Here is a 17,375-nt window from a genome sequence, read left to right as displayed (position 1 = left end):
GTAGCTCGATGGCGGAAGGGATAATGGTTTTTGAAAAATATTTTTAAATATTTTTAAATAAGCCTGCCAAAGGGAAACACGGGATCAGCTGAGCAGCACGATGCCGCCTGGCAGGCTGGTCATTTGCGCGCCGTACAGGTCGCGTATCATCGCCAGCGCGCCATCCATCTGGCTGATGGAAAAACGCATGCGCACCAGGCGCCGGCCCAGCTCGGGATTGCGCAGCAGCACCCGGCCGGGACGGTAGCGGTTGATTTCATCGACTACCTGGGATAGCGGCTTGCCGACAAACGACAGCGCGCCCGTGCGCCAGGCGCTCGCCTCGCCCGCCTGCGCGGCCGTGGCCGCCTGCACGCCCCGCTCGTCGTACACCAGTTGCTGCCCGGCATCGAGGGTCTGGCGCCGCTGCTGCCAGACGACTTCCACGGCGCCCGCCAGGCAGGTGACGCAAACGGCGTCGTCCGTGTGGCGCACATTGAAGCGGGCCGACTGCGCCAGCAAGCGCCCTGCTCCCGCCAACACCGTCACCGGCTGGCGCGCGCCGCTGGCGAGGATTTCCGCTTCGCCGCCCAGCAGTTCGATCGACTCGGGCGCCCGCACATTGATGCGCGTCTGCGTATTCATTTGCACTGACATCTGCTGCGACAGGGCCACTTGCCGCTGCTCGCCCGTGCCCGTGCGGAAGTCGGCGCTCAGCTCCTGCAGCGACGGCCAGGCGCCCAGCGGCGGGCGCAAGGCCAGCACGGCCACGCCGGCCGCCAGCGCGCCGCCGAGAAAGGCACGCCGTCCCGGCCTGAGGGGAAACGCCAGCACGTTCGCCCGCTGCGGCGCGGCGGCGGCGCGGGTCAAGGCGGGATCGAGCGCCTGCCACAGCTGTTGCAGTTCGCGCCAGGCGCGCGCATGCTCGGGGCTGCGCGCGCACCAGGCGCGCAAGGCGTCGGCGTCGGCCTGCGTGAAATCGTCGGCACGCAGGCGCGCCCACCAGGCAGCGGCTTGCTGGCCGATGGCGGTGTCGTTATGTTCAACAAGGTCGCGTGGATCGCGGTCAGGAGCAGTCATCAGATTCATCAATATTTACGGCGGCCCGACACATCGCTGCGCTGGGCGGCATCGGCGTCGGCCATGCACGTTTTACAGTGTTGCATGGCGGCCTGCAATTCTTTCTTCACCATCGCCACGGAAATGCCGAAACGTTCGGCAATGTCCGCGTTGAGCATGCCATCGATGCGCGCCGCCGTCAGGATGGCGCGGCGGCGCGGCGACAGGCCCGCCAGCGCCACGTCGAGCGCCTGCACATCGAGCCGCGCCGAGACGATGCGCGCCGGGTCGCTGATGTCGTCGCCGGCCTCGTCGGCCATGTGCATCAGCTCTTCGCGTTCGCGCTCGGTGACGATGATGCGATCGCGGCGGTAGGCATCGGTGGCGATATTGGCCGCCATGCGCAGCAGATAGGCGTCGGGATTGTGGACGGGCGCGGCGGCGGGGCCAGGCGCCACCATCGCTTCCAGGCGCAGCCAGGTTTCCTGCAGCGCATCGGCCGCATGGTGCTTGCAGCCGACCACCCTTTCGAGGCGCCAGCGCAGCACGGCGTAGCGCGAACTGAGGTGGCGTTTCAGCTTGGTGCGCAAGTCGGGCATGCTCATGGCGCGTTTCTACCCAGCGCGCTGGGGGCGCAATCGACTTCGCTGCCCGGCCCTTGCGGCAGCAGCAGGATGGAAACAGGCTGCGGCATCGACGGCGAGGGTCCCGCGCCCACTCTCATGCCCAGCACCAGGCGCGCGATGGCCGTGTCGCGCGCGCGCAGTCCCGTGCTGTCGAGCAGGTGCACGCGGTCCACCACGCCGGCGCGGTTCAGATACAGCTGCAGCGCCAGGCGGTAGCCGCCGGGACGCGTCTGCGCCGCGCGGCACAGCAGCCCCAACAGCACATGCTGCAGGCGGCTCACATAGGCCGCATGGTCGCTGCCGCCCTGCGTGGCGCCGGGAATATCGGCGGCGGCCACCACGGCGGCCTGCGGCAAGTCCACTGCAGTCGCTGAGGCGTTCGCCGCGGCATACACGATGACGGCTTGCGCGTCGGACAGGCGCGATTGCAGCCCAGTGCCCTCCAGCAAGGCTTGCAGGGCCGCGCCTGCCGCATACGCGCCGCGCACGGCAGCCGACTGGCGCTGCGTGTAGCGCTGGTCCATCAGTACGGCAATGCCCGTGCGGCGGCTGTACAGGTCGAGCGCATCGCCGAGGTTTTGCGCGGCGATATCGAACTGCAGCACGGGGCCCTCGGCCGGCTGCGCTCGCACGGGTCCCACCGCAGTCAGGAAACCCAGCAGTACCAGGTATCCCGCCAGCGCAAGCACATGCACGGATGCCGGGCTGCCTGTCATATCGCTATCGTGTCGCTATCGTGTGAGGGTGGAACTGCGTGGAATCGGGGCATTGCCAAGTAACAATTCTTGCGTCAACTGCAATAGCCTACACAGCAAACATGACGGCTTCGTGACATGCTTGCCATGCATATATTTCGCCAGGCGGGACGTCTGGTGTGGCAGCTATTTCGGCTACACTGGCTGTCACTTTCCCTTTCAGACGCCTGATGATCGAAAAGAATCTGCCCGAGCTGGTCATGCTGAAACGCCTCATCGACGAGGGCGGCAGCCACCTGGAAGTGGCCGCGCCCTGCAGCATCGCCATGGATGGGCGCGAATTTCCCGTGTACACGATTGCCATGGGCAATCCGAGTCCCGACGTGCCCGTGCTGGGCTTTTTCGGCGGCATCCACGGCCTCGAACGCATCGGCACGCAAGTGCTGCTCTCCTTTTTGGAAAGCCTGATCGCGCGCCTGCGCTGGGACGCCACCCTGCACCAGCAGCTGGAAAGCATGCGCCTGGTGTTCATGCCGCTGGTTAATCCGGGCGGCATGTGGCAAGCCACGCGCTGCAATCCGCAGGGCGTGGACCTGATGCGCAACGCGCCGCTGAGCGCGCGTGAAAAAGTACCGTTCATGCTGGGCGGACAGCGCTACAGCGCCCGCCTGCCCTGGTACCGGGGCGCGTCAGACGCGCCGATGGAGCTGGAAAGCCAGGCCGTGTGCGACCTCGTCGAGCGCGAACTGCTGTCGCGCCAGTTCAGCATCGCCCTCGATTGCCATTCCGGTTTCGGCTTGCGCGACCGCATCTGGTTTCCCCATGCACATACCAAGGTGCCGATCGAACACCTGGCCGAGATCGGCGCGCTGGAAGAGCTGTTCAGCCAGAGCTACCCCAACCACAACTATGTGTTCGAGCCGCAAAGCCGGCAATACCGCACGCATGGCGACCTGTGGGATTATCTGTACCTGAACGGCACCAGCTACAGCGGGCGCGTGTTCCTGCCGCTGACCCTGGAAATGGGCTCGTGGCTGTGGGTCAAGAAAAACCCGCGCCAGCTGTTCAACCGGGTCAGCATCTTCAACCCCACGGCCGCGCACCGCTTGCAGCGCGTGCTGCGGCGGCACCTGGTCTGGTTCGATTTCCTAATGCGCGCCGCCAGCAGCCACGGCCGCTGGATGCCGGAAGGCTTGCTGCGCAAGGCGCAGCGCCGGCGCGCCCTGGCGCAATGGTACGAATCATGACGCCGCCCACCTGGATTTTATTGCGCGGCCTGATGCGCGAACAGCGCCACTGGGGAACCTTCCCCGCCAGCCTGGCGCGCGCCCTGCCCGGCGCCCATATCGTCACGCCCGACTTGCCCGGCAATGGCAAACGCCACGCGCAGGACAGCGCCACCCGCGTGGCCGCCATGGTGGAAGACTGTCGCGCAGACTTGCTGGCGCGCGGCATCGCTGCACCGTACCACCTGCTGGCCCTGTCCTTGGGCGGCATGGTGGCCGTGGAATGGGCCAGTCGCTACCCGCAGGAAATCGCCCGCTGCGTGCTGCTCAACACCAGCATGCGGCCGTTCAATCCGTTTTACCGGCGCCTGCGCTGGCAAAACTACGGCGCCCTGCTGCGCCAGCTGCTGCTGGGCGATGCACGCAGCCAGGAAGCGCTGATCCTGCGCCTGACGAGCCGCCGCCATGCGGGCGGCAACCCGGCGCTGCTGGCCGACTGGCTCAGTTACCAGCAGGAATACCCGGTGAGCCGGCGCAATGCGCTGCGCCAGCTGCTGTCGGCCGCCCGCTACCGCGCGCCTGACAGCCGCCCCGCCATGCCCGTGCTGGTGATGGCCGGCGCGCAAGACCAACTGGTCGAACACCGCTGCTCGCAGCGCCTGGCGCGCGCCTGGCAAGCCGATTGCCTGATCCACCGCGACGCCGGCCACGACTTGCCCTTGGACGAGGGGGAGTGGGTGGCGCAATCGGTGGCGCGCTGGCTGGGGGTGGCAGCAGAGCATGACAAGACAGACACAACACAATCAATATGCCAATAGCAAACCTGACAGACAAACTGACAGCGCTGGTAGAGGCCGGCGTGCACGAACACATTTTTCCAGGTGCGGCCTGGGCCGTGGGCAGCCTCGGCCACGGCGTGGCGGGCGCGGCCGGGCGGCTCACGCCCGAGCCGGACAGCGCCGCGATGCAGGTCGACACCTTGTTCGACATCGCTTCACTGACCAAGATCATCAGCGTCTGGTCACTGACGGGCTGGCTGGTGCGCCGCAATCGCCTGCACCTGGACAGCCGCCTTGCCGACCTGCTGCCCGGCACCCAGGGTTATGCGCTGGCACCCATCACGATTTTCCAGCTGCTGACGCACACGGCCGGCTTGCCGCTGCGCGCCCGCCTGCGCGCCAGCTATGGCGAGGTGTACGACGATATCGTGCGCGGCGTGCTGCGCGAGCCGCTGGAAGGCATACCGGGCCAGGCTGTCGACTACACGGACCGCGCGGCCCTGATACTCGGCCTGATCATCGAGCGGCTGCTGGGACTGCCCCTGGACCATGTGCTTGAAGAGCACATTTTGCGACCACTGGGCATGGCCGCCACGGGCTACGGCCCGCTGGCGCCACGGCACGACCAACTGGTCGCACCAACCGAATACTGCGAGCAGGCGGGCGCCCACCTTGCTGGCGTGACGCATGATTTCTCGACCCGGCTGCTGGGCGGCGTGTGCGGCATCTCCGGGCTGTTTTCCAACGTACCTGACCTGCAGCGTTTCCTGCTGGCGATGCTGGCACCAGGCCTGCACGGCGATGTACTGGACGCCGACTGGGTGCGCGCCTCGCTGACGGTGCAGACGGGCACGCTGACTCCATCGCGCGGCCTGTTCTGGCACCCGGCGGCAGGCACGCTGCCGAAAGACGACGTCTGGTGCCACCTGGGCTTCACCGGCACGGCCATGTGGCTCAGCCCCCGGCGCGGCCGCTATGCGGTGCTGCTGACGAACAAGCTGTACTACACGCGCGATTTCACCAGGATCAACGCGCTGCGGGGCGACTTCATGCGCTGCGCCTTCGATCTCTGAGTTTTACAGCCGCAAGCTCACTGCAATAGCCAGCAGCAGCGCGCCGGCCGCCGCCAATAACGCGCTATTAAAACTGTGCGACTGCGCATACAGGCTGCCGGCCAGCACGGGGCCGATGATCTGGCCCACGCCATACACCACCGTCATGATGGCCATCATGTTCGTCCCTGCCTTGACGGCGGCCCGTTGCGCGGCCGGCATGGCGATGGTCACCGTGCCGACAAACGTACCGCCGACGAGGATGGCGCTGAGCAGATAGCCGGCGGCCGAGGGCGCCAGCACGGGCAAGGCCACGCCCAGCGCCTGCAGCAGCAAATTTAACCGCAGTGCCTGGCGCGTGCCCAGGCGCTCGTGCAGCCGGTGCCACAGAAAGCACGACGGCGCCGCGCCCAGGCCGAAGACGGCCCACACGTGGGCGGAATTGAGCTCGGGCAAGGCCGTGCCCACCAGCACGGGCAAGTAGGTGGCAGTGACGATATAGCCGAGCCCGGCCAGTCCATAGATCAGCACCAGCGGCCAGGGCGCCACCGGTGCCAAGGTCGATGCGGTGGATTGCGGCGGCGCATCCAGGGTCGCCTGGCCGCTGGCGACAATGGCAGGCGCGGCCGCCAGCCCCAGCAGTACGGTGACGCCGGACAGCAACAGCCACATGCCGGCGCTGTGCCAGCCCAGCTGCGATGCCAGCACCAGCAATTCGGCCGACACGGCAATCCCCGCGCCCACGCCCGCGTACAGCAGCGGCGCGCCGCGACCATGCCGGCGCTGTTCCAGCAGCCACAGCGAGGCAGCCACCATGGCCAGGGCGCTGAAGACGCCCGCCACGCCGCGCACCGTCACGATGAGCCAGACGGGCATAGTCAAGGCCAGCACGCCCAGGCACAGCGCCGTACCGGCCACCGACCACAGGCATAGCTGGTGCGCGCTGTGGGCCCGCGCGCGCATGGCCAGGATGGCGCCCAGCAAATAACCGGCATAGTTGGCCGAGGCGGCCAGGCTGCCGTCGTGTAAGGTCAACACGCCTTCTTTGACCATGTGCGGGTAGATGGCCGTGAAGGCGAAGCGGCCGAAGCCCATGCCGATGGCGAGGATGGCCGCCGCAGCGATGGCCGCGCGCAGCCTGCCGGCCGCGCTCACGGCGCCACCTCGCCCAGTTGCGCCAGCAAGTGTTGAAAGGCGGGCACGTCGAACCCGGTGCGCCACACCAGCAAGGTGTCGGCTTGCCCAACCGACAGTGTTTTCAGGGTGGCAGGCGCGTCCGACAGCGCCAGCACGCTGGCCGGCAGCAAGGTCACGCAGGCGCCGGCCGCCACGCAGGCGATCATGGTGTGATACGAAGTCATTTCCTGCACCCGCCACTGCGTGCTTCCGGCCACGCCCAGCACCTCTTCGGCGATGCCGCGGTAGGTGCAGCCTTGCGGAAACGCCGCCAGCGAGCGCGTGCGCACGTCCACGGCGCGGCGCACCGGCCCTTCGCTGGCCGGCAGCAGCAAGCACAGTTCTTCGCGCCATACGGCGGTCGATGCCAGGCCAAGTTCCTCCAGCGCGGCGGCGCCGCCGAAGGCTGGCGGCAAGGCCACGAAGGCGCAGTCGAGTAAACCCGTGCGCACCTGCTCGATCAGGGGGCGCGACGGCCCCGTGCTCAGCGCCAGGCGCGTCGCCGGATGGCGGGCGTGATACGCGGCCAGCAACGCCGGCAGGCGGCTGGCCGCCGTGCTTTCCATGCTGCCGACGCGCAGGGTGCCCCCCTCGCGCCCGCCCGTGACGACGTGGCGGGCTTCTTCCGCCAGCGCCAGCAAGCGCTGCGCATACTCGAGAAAGCGCTCGCCCGCGGCCGTCAGGGCCATGCGTTTATTGGTGCGCACGAACAGTTGCGCGCCGATATCGGCTTCCAGTTGCTGGATGCGCGTGGTGACGCTGGACGGTGCGCGGCCCAGCCGCGCTGCGGCCTGCGTGACGCTCAGCTCACTGGCCACGGCACAAAAAATCGTCAATGACTCCATGTCCATCATGTTCTTTCGTTTGGAATGATTGTGCTATTATATTCTCAAAATAAGAATCGAATGCAGCCTCCTCAACTTGATGAAGGAAACATCATGACTTCAATCCAGCGCTTCCTCGACCGCCTCGGCTTGCAATTCCCCATCATCCAGGCGCCGATGGCGGGCGTCTCCACGCCGCGCCTGGCCGCCGCCGTCTCGCATGCGGGCGGCCTGGGGTCTCTGGGCATCGGCGCCGGCACGGTGGCGCAGGCGCGCCAGATGATCGCCGACACGCGCGCGCTGACGGACAAGCCCTTCAATATCAATGTGTTTTGCCATGCGCCGGCAGTGAGGGATGCGCGGCGCGAAGCGGCCTGGTTGACGCACCTGGCGCCCCTGTTTGCGGAGCTGGGCGCGGCCGTGCCAGCGCAGCTCGATGAGATTTACCAAACGTTTCTCGGTAATGAGGAAGCGTTTGCCCTGCTGCTGGAACAGCGCCCTGCCGTCGTCAGCTTTCATTTCGGCTTGCCTGCAACGGAGAAAATCGCCGCCCTGCGCCAGGCCGGCATCTACACCATGGCCACGGCCACCAGCGTGCGCGAGGCGATCCTGATCGAACAGGCGGGCGTCGACGCCATCGTGGCGCAGGGCGTGGAGGCAGGCGGGCATCGCGGCGTCTTCGACCCGCAAGCGCCGGACGAGCGCCACAGCACGTCAGTACTGCTGCGCCTGCTGGCGGGCCGCACGACGCTACCCCTGATCGCCGCCGGCGGCATCATGGATGGAGCAGGCATCCGCGCCGCGCTGGACCTGGGCGCCGTGGCCGCCCAGCTGGGCACGGCGTTCGTGCTGTGCCCGGAATCGTCGGCCAATGCGGGCTACCGCGCCAACCTGCAAAGCGAACGGGCGGCAGCCACGCGCCTGACGAGCGTGCTCTCGGGCCGCCTGGCGCGCGGCATGGTGAACCGTTTGATCGAGCATGGCGAAGCGCCGGGCAGCCCGCCGCCGGCCGACTACCCCATCGCCTACGATGCCGCAAAACAATTGAACGCGGCAGCTAGCCAGCACGGCAACAGCGAATTTGCCGCGCAATGGGCCGGCCAGGGCGCGCCGCTGGCGCGGGAAATGGGGGCGGCGCAGCTGGTGGCCACACTGATGCGGGAAATGGCGCACTGATTTCAGCATGCCGCTGACATGGAACTTCAGACCATGTCAACAATGCGGGTGTCGGCAATCGAGACGGCAAAACCGGCGCCAAACACGGTGGCCGGAGTCTGGAAACCAGGCTTGAATTGACCTGCCGCCAGCAGACGCAGCGCTTCGACGGCAGCCAGCGGCGTGTATGAATAACCATTGATGGTGTCAATACGCGCGCGCACCACGGCGCCATCAATGCCGGTTACTTCAGCGACGGCACAGGCGCGGTTGGCAGCGCGTTCTTCCAGCGACGGGCCTTCAGGCATGGCAGCGACGCCTTCCGGCATGACGTTCTCTTTTATATTGACGAACATGGCGATATTCGGAATCCCGGTCGACTTCCATGCAGTGACCAGGTCGCCGAATGACAGGGGCACGCTATCCACCATGCCGGCGCCAAAGTCGAAACGCGCCGGCGCGGCATCGAGCTTGGCCACGATAATGCCTTCGGCCCGCACCAGCAATCCAACTCCGAGGATCTCGCCCACACTGGTGGTCGAGCCGCGCGACATTGAATTGGCGACCTGGAGCGCAATGCGCAGGCTCTGGGGTTGATCGACTTTGGCGGCAAGGTACATGGCCAGGCAATCACTCGGCACCACGTCCCAGCCTACACCGGGCAGTAACATGACGCCGGCGGCAGCTGCGCGTTCGGAGCATGCTTCAGCCAATGCGTATACTTTGTATTCGGCTGTGATGTCGAGATAGTGGATACCGCAAGCGATGCAAGCTTCCATCAGTGGCCGCGCAGTACTGGCGAACGGGCCAGCGCAGTTCAGGACGGCCGTGACGCCGGCCAGGCTGGCAATGATGGTTTCTGGGTCATCGAGCGCAAAGATGCGGCATGGCACGTCCAGTTGCTCGGCCAGTGCAGTCACTTGCGGGCCATTGCGGCCGGCGACCTCGAACGACAGATGCGTTTCGCGCGCTTGCATGGCGACGAGTTTACCGGTGTAGCCGGTGGCGCCGTATATCAGGATGGTCTGAGTCATGAGATAGCTTTCTATGTGGATGCTGGCTGCGCGTGCTGCCAGCTTTTGTAGACGACTTCGATGCTGTAGCCATCAAGGTCAAAAATATTGGCCGCGTAGTAGCGAGGGTCGTAGTGCAGGCGGGCACCGGGCGGGCCATTATCCGTCGCGCCGGCCTGCAGCGAAGCTGCATAAAAGGCATCAACGGCGGCGGTGCTGTCGGCCACGAAGCCGATGTGAACGGCTCGCGCATCGGCGGCCCCAGCACGCAGCCAGAAGTAGATGCGATTGTTGCTACCGAAGCCTTTCAGGTCGGGGTGGCCGGGCGGGCCGTCAGCCCCGTTGTAGTCATGGACGTGAGCAATGCCGAGGGGCGCCAATGCGTGCTCGTAAAAGGCGATCGAGGCCGGGACATCGGCGACGCAGAGAAACAGGTGGTCCAGCATGGTGGCTCCTTGGCAGGTGTAGATCGTTTAATTTCCGTAAAAGTCATCTGGCTCTGGCACTGCTTAAGTGTGCACCTTTTGTTCGCTTAAATAATGTATCCGCCGCCGACTTCGACGGTTTGTGCGTTGACCCAGCCAGTTACAGGTGAGAGCAACGTGGCGATGACACGTCCTACATCCTCCGGTTCGCCAACGCGTCCAAGCGCTGTTTGCCCTGCCAGCATGGCTTCGAATTCATCGTTCAAGCCGCCACCGAGTTCGGTGCGGATTGCACCTGGCGAGACCGCGTTGACGCGGATGCCGCGTGCGCCGAACTCCTTGGCCATGTAACGCGAGAGCACTTCCAGGCCGCCCTTGAAGGCCGCATAGGGCGCTACGCCGGCAGTGGCCACACGGGTAGTCGCGCTGGTCAGGTTGACGATGGCCGCACCGCTTGCCAGCAACGGCAGCAGTGCCTGGGTCAGAAAGAAAGGCCCCTTCAAGTGCACGTTCATCAAGCCGTCAAACTGCGCCTCAGTGACGAATTCGATTGGATTGAACAAGCCGTAGCCAGCGTTGTTGACGAGACCGTGCAAGCTTGTGGTGTTCCAGGTCGTTTCCAGCGCCTGGATGACAGCTGCCTTGAAGGCGCCAAAGCTGTCAGCGTTACCCACATCAAGTGGCAGCGCAACGGCTTTGCCGCCAGCCGCTTCGATGGTCGCGACGACCCTGTCCGCTGCGGCGGCATTTGTGTTGTAAGTGAGGATGACGCCCATGCCGAGTTTGGCAACTTCGATGGCGGCGGCGGCGCCGATGCCGCGACTGCCGCCGGTGATGACGATGACGTTCATGTGAAACTCCAGTGATTGAAAGTGAGGCGTTCACTGTAGCGGCATTGGGGTTGCTGGACACATCCGATCCTGCCTGAAACCTGCCTGATTCTGCTTTGGCCTTGCACGATGTACCGCGTTAGGGTCCAATGAGTCATGGACAATCAAATCAACGAGCAGATGGGCCGTTTGCGGATGCTTGCCGCCCAAAACAAGAATGGGCGCCTTGAGACGGGCATTCCACGCGTGGCGATGGTACAGGGCGCCATTCCCGAGCATGAACTGGCGACCGTGTACGAGCCGATGATCAACCTGATCCTGCAGGGCAGCAAGTCAATGACGGTCGGAGAACAGACGTTTGACTATGATCCGGCGACCTATTTCGTCATGTCGGTTGAGCTGCCGGCGGTAGGCGTCATCAGGTCTAATGCGGCCGGTGAACCTTACATGGCCGTGGCCTTGACACTGGTGCCGTCCATACTGGCCGAACTGATAGCGGACCTGCCACCGGGCTGCGCCGACAACCGTGGCCATGCCTTTTCCGTCGCAGCTGTCACGCCGGAACTGCTCGATGCCTGGACGCGCATGCTGGGCTTGATGGTTCGTCCCGACGATATCGCCGCGCTGGCACCTGCTTACGAGCGCGAGATCCTGTATCGCGTGCTGCAGGGGCCGCATGGCGCCATGTTGCGTGCAATCGCAACGCCCGACAGCGCCATGGCGCGCCTGGCGGCAGCCATCGCGTGGATACGGCGCGATTTCAATTTGCCGATGCGTGTTGAGGACTTGGCAGGCAATGCGGCGATGAGCGTGTCGGCGTTTCACCGTCATTTCAAGGCGGCGACCTCATTAAGCCCGGTGCAGTACCAGAAGCGCATCCGCCTGATGCACGCGCGCACGCTGATGGTGGCCAAGGGCAGCAGCGTGGCAGCAGCCGCGTACGATGTCGGCTACGAGAGCGCGACCCAGTTCAGCAGAGAATATGCGCGCCTGTTCGGGATGGCACCACGGCAAGATGCGGCGCGCATGCTGGCGCACACGCGCAGTGCCTGATCCGCCATGCCCTCCTCCATGCCTGCGACCAGCACGACGCATTGCTGATGTGTCAGTGCTAATGCTAGTGCTGATGCATGCTCTTTCAACCGACTAAGGGAGCCACCAATGAAACTTGTCCGAAATACAACCAAGCTACGCAAGACCGCCGATGCTTTTATCGCCGCCACAAATGCTTATGACGTTGACGCGGTGTTGAAATTGTTCGCACCAGATGCAGTGATCGACGACCCCTCGACTGGGCATTGTTTCGATGGGCATAGCGGGATTCGCACCTATATCGAGCAGTTTTTCATCGCTTATCACACGGTGACGCGTTTCCTCTCGCTGGAAAATATCGGCGTCGACCTGGTACGGGTGCGTGTCGATTTCACCGGCGATTTTGGACACGAAATCGGTTTGCTGGATATGTCCGTGGATACAGGAGGCCTGATCGTCCGCATTGATGCGAATCTCGAATAAGGCTTGACCATAGAGCAACACCACCTGCTGGAAGGCGAAACTGTGCACAGGTTTGCTTCCTGCCTGGAATGGCTTGCCGGCCCGGAGCAGGATGTATTCATCTACTGGGATAGGCTCTTAATCCGATGGCGTTGTTACGTGCGTATCGACCGAGAATACCGGCCCCTGCCATTGTTCATTATCCAGAACGGCCAACTGATGTCTGCCCGGCCAGGCTGTATTGATGAGTGTTTCCCAAAATTTCCGCGCAGCAGGATTTTCTTCAATGACACAAACCTCCCATTTGGCCGGGAACATCGTCATGATGGTTTCCGCAGCCTTCCTGCCTAGTCCTTGCCCCCGGTATTTGCGAACGACGAAGAACTCCACGATTGCATGCGTATTTCCGTGGATCTGGACCTCATCGTTTGTCAACACAAAGCCCGCCCACTTGCTGTCAACCTTCATGACATACGCTGACCACGTCGGGTTCACCCAAAAGCTGTCCAAATCGTCATACCCGTATTGACCATGTTCGTCCATATCCGTGCCGTCAAGCTCGGAAAAATCATGCTGATACAGTTCCATCAGGTTTCTGACTATCTGGCGTTCCGTGAGCTCGGCGCGTCGAATTTCAATCTTCATGTATTCAGGTTCGCATTCTGGCTATATAACACTGCAATATTGCCGTTCCAGGTTGAAAAGGATAAATTGGTGAATTGTTGGTCTTTCCAACTGTGTTGCATTGTCATTTCTTGGGTATCATTCCCATCGTACCCAGCCACGTTTCAACCAACGTGGGCCACTGCGTGATTGGAAACTTGGTAGGACGGAGTCCAAACGCGTGCCCTCCCTCGGCGAACAAATGCATCTCCACGGGTACATTTGCATTCTTCAGGGCCGCATAATAAAGAAGAGAAAACTCTACCGGATCTACCGGATCGTCTTGCGCATGAAGCAGGAAGGTCGGAGGTGTTTGACTGCTAACTTCAATGCTTGGGTTCAACTTTGAAAGGTCATGTTTATAGTTGACTGACATATGGCCAGGATAAACAGACACTGCAAAATCGGGACGACAACTTTCCTCGTCTGCCTTGTCAACAGGCGCATATATCCGTTGATGATGCGTACTGATTGACGCGACCAGGTGACCGCCGGCAGAAAACCCCAGCACTCCAATCTTGTTCGGGTCAATTTTCCAGTCAACGGCATGATGGCGAACGAGGCCCAACGTTCTCTGTGCATCTTGCAACGCCGTATGCGTCTTTGGAATGACACGGACATTACGGATTTTATCCCAGTGGGGACCTGATCCGGGGACACGATATTTCAACAGCACGCACGTAACACCAATCGATGTCAGCCAGTCACAAACTTCCGTTCCTTCCAGGTCGATGGCCAGCGCCGAATAGCCTCCGCCGGGAAAAACGATAACGGCAGCGCCCGTATTCCTTCCCTTTGGCGAGTAAATTGTCATCGTAGGCCGCGTGACGTTATCCAGTTCCAGCCAGGGCCGTCCGGCGATGAGCCGATCTTCCCGTAACGTCACCTCGTCTTCCGGTCCAGCGGCTGATTTCGCGTCAGGTATCGCTCCAGGCCAGATCGGCAATTGCTGCTGTCCGCTGGCAGGCTGCCATGCAGCAGCGTGCACATTCGTATAAGCAAGCACCGCAATAATACTGAGAAGATATTTCACAGGATTTCATTCCAGACATGGTGAGCCGACAAAATTTGATGCCAAAACCAGGACAAGCCATTCAATCTGACTGACTGCTTCTGGCCTATTGTGTTGAAAAACGCGGGTACGTTGATGTTTAGATAGAAAACCTGTCAGCCTCGACTGGCCAGAACCGCCGCTATTGATCGATCACCGACCGCTTGGAGGTCCGAGCCATCCCGAAATGGTTGCCGCTCGACATTTTCAACACAATACCCCAAAGCGGACGTTCACCAGTCTCCAATCGACCGATTGCCCGCCAGCGTATAGAGGATACGGTTCGAATCCCTGCGGCCCGTTTTAGGGGCCTACAGGTACTTTCCCCACAGCTCATTCGAAAAGTTGCCATGCGGGTCGACGCGCTGCTTCAAGGCGCGCAGCTCATCGGCCTCCGGATAGGCCTGGGCGAACTGCTCTTTCGTCGCGTGAAGCTGGTACGGAAGGTAATACCGCCCCCCGAACTTGAGCGCAGTGTCAATCAGCTCACGCGTCCACTCACCCACGCGGCGCTGCGCACCTTCAAAGGTTCGCTGCTTGTAGTACACCACGAACGAAAACACTTCTTCTTTGGCCCATGGCAGCAACGTCACGGGGTCGGCATCGGAGTGCCGAACCGATACGTTGAGCACCTCCGCAGCGTGCTTGTCGATGACCACTGCCATCGCGCGCGCAAAGGCGACAAAATGTCGCACCGGAATGAAGTACTCCTGCAGCACGTAAGTTGACATCGCGCGGGTCCTGGATTCCAGCTCCGCGACGTCCCGGCTGGCTTCGTGATTGCGCCAAACTACCGCTGGCTTCGCCAAGAGAAGCGGGTGAAGGACTTTGCGGCGCAGCAGATCACCCAATGGGAACTCGGTCATGACAAAGATGACGTTCTGATTCAGTGCATATGACTGGCCGCGCGCGACCAGCCTTGCTGGCTCTGTCAGATTTTTGGTGGTTGTACGCCACGACACGGCCACCGGAACGTCGAAGGCCGGCGGCAGCAGGTCGGCATTGTGGAGGATGCAGTTTTGGCTGCCCTTGACCGAGCGCTCAAAGAATTGAGGGTAGGATTCGAGCGCTACCGTCTCCACGATCCGCTCCATCCTGGTATTTTCAGCCAGGTCGAGTTCGACTTCGGTGATGACGCCCACTGCACCATATCCACCGATGGCAGCACGAAACAGGTCGTAGTTCAACGTACGGGACGCCTCCGTGATAGCGCCGTCCGCAAGGACCATTTGTAGTGCCCGCACCGAGTTGCCCACCGGCCCGTTGCCCACATACCGCCCGTGGCCATTCACCGACACGGTTCCCCCTGCCGTGAAATTGGCATAGCTTTGCATCGTTTTTACAGCAAGGTTGAGCTTGTCGAGAATCTCCTGGAGATCACGCCAGCGCATGCCTGCCTGTATCCGCACGACCCTCGCTGCCGGATCAAGACTGACCAACTTATTCATGCCACGCATGTCCAGATGCAAGCCGCCCCGGACAGCAACCTGCCCACCCATGCTGTAGCGGCCGCCCCCGACGGCCACTTTGCCGGGCCAGTCCCGCACCTCCCTTGACACTTCCGCAGTCGACGTGGGCGCAACGACGCGGGCAACCTTGACGGTGTACAGGCCGGTCACGTTTGGTATCGGGATATCGGCAGCCGCAGCTACTCGGGGGCCAAGTGTCAACAAGCCTACGCCAGCGAGGGCATGAGCAATGAATTTACGGCGTGGGTATGGCATGCGGCATAATCCAACTTTAATAGTGATTCAGTAATTCTCAAAAGCAATCACTACGTCTTATCTTGCTTTACTGAAGTCCAGGTCCGCTCTTGGCTGCTTGCCGTCGTTGGCAACCTCAGCCTTCAAGGCTGAATGGCTGCCATTTCCTGTGTGGCGCGCACGAAATCCATCATCCAGTTCGTTTCCCATGTTCTTCCTTGGTCCTTGGAAAAAGCCTGATCCCAACGGGGATTTTCCCCAGGTGTGGCAGTCCAGGTAAAGCGTACTTTTATTGCTTGGCCATCGAGTAGGTCATCTGCAAAAAATACGCCGATGTGATTGGAGAATTTTCCAACAACAGGGACATCGAGCGTCGTCGGATTGCGTGCATCGAGCCACCAGATCGACCAGCTGTCGGATTTCATACAAAACGAGCGCAGTGCAAGGGCGCGGAAGCTACCTTCCGGGAAGTAGAGAACGTTGTCCTCCAGGTTTCCAAAGCCACCCAGTGTCTTGACGGTCGAAGAGAGCCCGTCAAACTCCGTCCATTCCTTGCAATTGGTGAATCTGGAATTGAGCCGGCGATGTTTCACCAGCCAATCGCCGATGATGAAATCAAAATCTCGGGGGGCGTTTTTCTCGGCGGGCAAGTGCATTGATGGTTTCCTGGAATTAATATAGGACGCTGCTCGGCCTGACTTTGCATTGCCGACATGGGCCAGCGCGGCCGTAGAGAATAGCAAATTGCCAGCAAGAAAAATGCATACTTTGTCACATCCTTGAAAATGTCCGCTACTGGCCGCCTGCCGCCGACATCCGCAATCGCCCCGTTACGGCAACCTGTGCCGCAAAGTCGGCTCGATATTGCGCGCATGCAGCCAGCGCACGATGTCTTCCAGCGTGGCGTCCTGCAGCAGCAAGCCCGGCGCACTGGCGGACGTTGCCACTGGCAATGCGGCGGCGACGGGAGCGGGCACGGCGACAGCCAGCCCCGCATGCCCCTGCAATTTCGCCAGCGCCTGCGCGAACTGGGCCGGGTTGATGCTGCGCAAGCTTTCCAGGAAGCCCAGCTGGCCGGCTGGCGGCGGCGGCATGTCCAGGCCCGGCTCGTCGACGAAGGCGGCGCCCATGCTGGGGTGGATGAAGGCGGCCCACTTGCCCGATAGGTGCAAGCACGGCGGCAGCGCCACCTGTTCCACGTAGTCTGGCGGCGCGGCGGCGAGGATGTCGGTCGAAGCGGGCAAAAAGGTCGAGCGCAGGAGCTGCACGAACTGGCGCGCCTGGGCGATGGGCACGGGCGTGGCCAGCGACAGCCACAACTGGAACGCCGTGCCCGAGATGCTGACGGCGGGCGCCGGCAAGTCCAGCTCGTGCTGCACGGCATTGGCAATCGTGCATAGCGCGCTCCAGTGCGCTTCGCCGCCGCCCTTGCCGCCAAACTCCAGCACCAGCGCGCGCGTCAGGCCGCTACTGGTCACGAGTTCTACAGCCACCGTCTGTTCGCCCGACAGATGGCGCGCCAGCACGGCCGGCATCAAAGGCTGCGCGCCGCCCTGGGCATCGACGTAGTGCTGCTGTTCCTCGAACAGGTACAGGCGGGTGAGTTCGGAAATCAGTTTATGCAT

The 17,375-nt window shown here is 62.6% G+C and carries 19 protein-coding genes; 6 read left to right on the top strand and 13 right to left on the bottom strand.

The annotated features are described in order from the left end of the window. Positions 1–84 precede the first annotated feature (84 nt). From ACP7EG_RS14970 to ACP7EG_RS14960, 3 genes are read right to left on the bottom strand one after another with little or no spacing between them, the layout of a single operon-like run. A complete protein-coding gene (locus ACP7EG_RS14970) occupies positions 85–1,059 on the bottom strand; it encodes a FecR family protein (RefSeq protein WP_426088220.1) in 975 nt (324 codons plus the stop codon). An 8-nt stretch (positions 1,060–1,067) separates the two neighbouring features. Further along, positions 1,068–1,643, bottom strand: coding sequence for an RNA polymerase sigma factor (locus ACP7EG_RS14965; RefSeq protein WP_211549226.1), 576 nt, complete (start codon positions 1,641–1,643; stop codon positions 1,068–1,070). Further along, entirely contained in the window at positions 1,640–2,380 is a 741-nt protein-coding gene (locus ACP7EG_RS14960; protein ID WP_426088219.1) for a hypothetical protein, read from the bottom strand. Before ACP7EG_RS14960 ends, ACP7EG_RS14965 begins: the two co-directional genes overlap by 4 nt. A 209-nt stretch (positions 2,381–2,589) precedes the next feature. Here ACP7EG_RS14960 and ACP7EG_RS14955 point away from each other — a divergent pair, with 209 nt between their 5' ends. Genes ACP7EG_RS14955 through ACP7EG_RS14945 form a run of 3 tightly spaced genes read left to right on the top strand, consistent with a single transcriptional unit; the run spans position 2,590 to position 5,437 of the window. Further along, positions 2,590–3,606 carry a M14 family zinc carboxypeptidase gene (locus ACP7EG_RS14955; protein ID WP_426088218.1) on the top strand — a complete coding sequence of 339 codons (1,017 nt, stop codon included), beginning with the start codon at positions 2,590–2,592 and terminating at the stop codon, positions 3,604–3,606. Then, positions 3,603–4,403: an alpha/beta fold hydrolase gene (locus tag ACP7EG_RS14950; RefSeq protein ID WP_426088217.1), complete on the top strand. Its 801-nt coding sequence runs from the start codon at positions 3,603–3,605 to the stop codon at positions 4,401–4,403. The genes ACP7EG_RS14955 and ACP7EG_RS14950 overlap by 4 nt, the downstream gene beginning before the upstream one ends. Beyond that, positions 4,394–5,437: a serine hydrolase domain-containing protein gene (locus ACP7EG_RS14945; protein ID WP_426088216.1), complete on the top strand. Its 1,044-nt coding sequence runs from the start codon at positions 4,394–4,396 to the stop codon at positions 5,435–5,437. The genes ACP7EG_RS14950 and ACP7EG_RS14945 overlap by 10 nt, the downstream gene beginning before the upstream one ends. Positions 5,438–5,440: 3 nt before the next feature. Here ACP7EG_RS14945 and ACP7EG_RS14940 read toward each other — a convergent pair whose 3' ends face one another. Further along, the gene (locus ACP7EG_RS14940; RefSeq protein WP_426088215.1) at positions 5,441–6,571 is read right to left on the bottom strand and encodes a YbfB/YjiJ family MFS transporter; all 1,131 of its coding nucleotides are present in this window, start codon (positions 6,569–6,571) and stop codon (positions 5,441–5,443) included. Further along, positions 6,568–7,443, bottom strand: a complete 876-nt coding sequence (locus ACP7EG_RS14935; protein WP_426088497.1) for a LysR family transcriptional regulator — start codon at positions 7,441–7,443, stop codon at positions 6,568–6,570. Before ACP7EG_RS14935 ends, ACP7EG_RS14940 begins: the two co-directional genes overlap by 4 nt. 87 nt (positions 7,444–7,530) lie before the next feature. Between ACP7EG_RS14935 and ACP7EG_RS14930 the strand changes: the two genes are divergently transcribed. Beyond that, a complete protein-coding gene (locus ACP7EG_RS14930) occupies positions 7,531–8,592 on the top strand; it encodes an NAD(P)H-dependent flavin oxidoreductase (protein WP_426088214.1) in 1,062 nt (353 codons plus the stop codon). A 26-nt stretch (positions 8,593–8,618) separates the two neighbouring features. On the opposite strand, the gene ACP7EG_RS14925 is transcribed toward ACP7EG_RS14930, so the two are convergent. From ACP7EG_RS14925 to ACP7EG_RS14915, 3 genes are all read right to left on the bottom strand, one after another. Continuing rightward, positions 8,619–9,605 carry a saccharopine dehydrogenase family protein gene (locus ACP7EG_RS14925; RefSeq protein WP_426088213.1) on the bottom strand — a complete coding sequence of 329 codons (987 nt, stop codon included), beginning with the start codon at positions 9,603–9,605 and terminating at the stop codon, positions 8,619–8,621. Positions 9,606–9,616: 11 nt separating this feature from the next. Then, positions 9,617–10,030, bottom strand: a complete 414-nt coding sequence (locus tag ACP7EG_RS14920; protein WP_426088212.1) for a VOC family protein — start codon at positions 10,028–10,030, stop codon at positions 9,617–9,619. Between the two features lie 86 nt (positions 10,031–10,116). Further along, entirely contained in the window at positions 10,117–10,860 is a 744-nt protein-coding gene (locus tag ACP7EG_RS14915) for an SDR family NAD(P)-dependent oxidoreductase (RefSeq protein WP_426088211.1), read from the bottom strand. A gap of 135 nt (positions 10,861–10,995) precedes the next feature. On the opposite strand from ACP7EG_RS14915, the gene ACP7EG_RS14910 reads away from it, so the two are divergent. Both ACP7EG_RS14910 and ACP7EG_RS14905 read left to right on the top strand, forming a co-directional pair. After that, entirely contained in the window at positions 10,996–11,892 is an 897-nt protein-coding gene (locus ACP7EG_RS14910; protein WP_426088210.1) for an AraC family transcriptional regulator, read from the top strand. Between the two features lie 108 nt (positions 11,893–12,000). After that, a complete protein-coding gene (locus ACP7EG_RS14905) occupies positions 12,001–12,354 on the top strand; it encodes a YybH family protein (protein WP_426088209.1) in 354 nt (117 codons plus the stop codon). Between the two features lie 117 nt (positions 12,355–12,471). Here the strand turns inward: ACP7EG_RS14905 and ACP7EG_RS14900 are convergent, their stop codons facing one another. From ACP7EG_RS14900 to ACP7EG_RS14880, 5 genes are all read right to left on the bottom strand, one after another. Next, positions 12,472–12,978, bottom strand: a complete 507-nt coding sequence (locus ACP7EG_RS14900; RefSeq protein WP_426088208.1) for a GNAT family N-acetyltransferase — start codon at positions 12,976–12,978, stop codon at positions 12,472–12,474. A 103-nt stretch (positions 12,979–13,081) separates the two neighbouring features. Continuing rightward, on the bottom strand, positions 13,082–14,029 hold the full coding sequence (locus tag ACP7EG_RS14895; protein WP_426088207.1) for an alpha/beta hydrolase: 948 nt from the start codon (positions 14,027–14,029) through the stop codon (positions 13,082–13,084). Between the two features lie 329 nt (positions 14,030–14,358). Continuing rightward, complete coding sequence (locus ACP7EG_RS14890; protein WP_426088206.1) at positions 14,359–15,666, bottom strand: FAD-binding oxidoreductase; 1,308 nt, start codon at positions 15,664–15,666, stop codon at positions 14,359–14,361. 227 nt (positions 15,667–15,893) lie between these two features. Beyond that, entirely contained in the window at positions 15,894–16,406 is a 513-nt protein-coding gene (locus ACP7EG_RS14885) for a DUF1579 domain-containing protein (RefSeq protein ID WP_426088205.1), read from the bottom strand. A gap of 174 nt (positions 16,407–16,580) precedes the next feature. Further along, positions 16,581–17,375 (bottom strand): TOTE conflict system archaeo-eukaryotic primase domain-containing protein, encoded by a 795-nt coding sequence (locus tag ACP7EG_RS14880; protein ID WP_426088204.1) that lies wholly within the window; start codon positions 17,373–17,375, stop codon positions 16,581–16,583.

Origin of the sequence: Janthinobacterium sp. PSPC1-1 (genome assembly GCF_049897625.1) — a bacterium.
GTDB lineage: Bacteria > Pseudomonadota > Gammaproteobacteria > Burkholderiales > Burkholderiaceae_D > Janthinobacterium > Janthinobacterium tructae.
The sequence above is the reverse complement of the archived record's forward strand: the minus strand, read 5'-3'. Positions and strand labels throughout refer to the sequence as shown.

Coding starts and splice junctions, on each gene's coding strand:
- ACP7EG_RS14950 (WP_426088217.1), top strand. CDS start 3,603: ATGACGCCGCCCACCTGGATTTTATTGCGCGGCCTGATGCGCGAACAG.
- ACP7EG_RS14910 (WP_426088210.1), top strand. CDS start 10,996: ATGGACAATCAAATCAACGAGCAGATGGGCCGTTTGCGGATGCTTGCC.
- ACP7EG_RS14905 (WP_426088209.1), top strand. CDS start 12,001: ATGAAACTTGTCCGAAATACAACCAAGCTACGCAAGACCGCCGATGCT.
- ACP7EG_RS14915 (WP_426088211.1), bottom strand. CDS start 10,860: ATGAACGTCATCGTCATCACCGGCGGCAGTCGCGGCATCGGCGCCGCC.
- ACP7EG_RS14945 (WP_426088216.1), top strand. CDS start 4,394: ATGCCAATAGCAAACCTGACAGACAAACTGACAGCGCTGGTAGAGGCC.
- ACP7EG_RS14880 (WP_426088204.1), bottom strand. CDS start 17,375: ATGCATAAACTGATTTCCGAACTCACCCGCCTGTACCTGTTCGAGGAA.
- ACP7EG_RS14960 (WP_426088219.1), bottom strand. CDS start 2,380: ATGACAGGCAGCCCGGCATCCGTGCATGTGCTTGCGCTGGCGGGATAC.
- ACP7EG_RS14935 (WP_426088497.1), bottom strand. CDS start 7,443: ATGGACATGGAGTCATTGACGATTTTTTGTGCCGTGGCCAGTGAGCTG.
- ACP7EG_RS14900 (WP_426088208.1), bottom strand. CDS start 12,978: ATGAAGATTGAAATTCGACGCGCCGAGCTCACGGAACGCCAGATAGTC.
- ACP7EG_RS14930 (WP_426088214.1), top strand. CDS start 7,531: ATGACTTCAATCCAGCGCTTCCTCGACCGCCTCGGCTTGCAATTCCCC.
- ACP7EG_RS14965 (WP_211549226.1), bottom strand. CDS start 1,643: ATGAGCATGCCCGACTTGCGCACCAAGCTGAAACGCCACCTCAGTTCG.
- ACP7EG_RS14955 (WP_426088218.1), top strand. CDS start 2,590: ATGATCGAAAAGAATCTGCCCGAGCTGGTCATGCTGAAACGCCTCATC.
- ACP7EG_RS14925 (WP_426088213.1), bottom strand. CDS start 9,605: ATGACTCAGACCATCCTGATATACGGCGCCACCGGCTACACCGGTAAA.
- ACP7EG_RS14885 (WP_426088205.1), bottom strand. CDS start 16,406: ATGCACTTGCCCGCCGAGAAAAACGCCCCCCGAGATTTTGATTTCATC.
- ACP7EG_RS14970 (WP_426088220.1), bottom strand. CDS start 1,059: ATGACTGCTCCTGACCGCGATCCACGCGACCTTGTTGAACATAACGAC.
- ACP7EG_RS14920 (WP_426088212.1), bottom strand. CDS start 10,030: ATGCTGGACCACCTGTTTCTCTGCGTCGCCGATGTCCCGGCCTCGATC.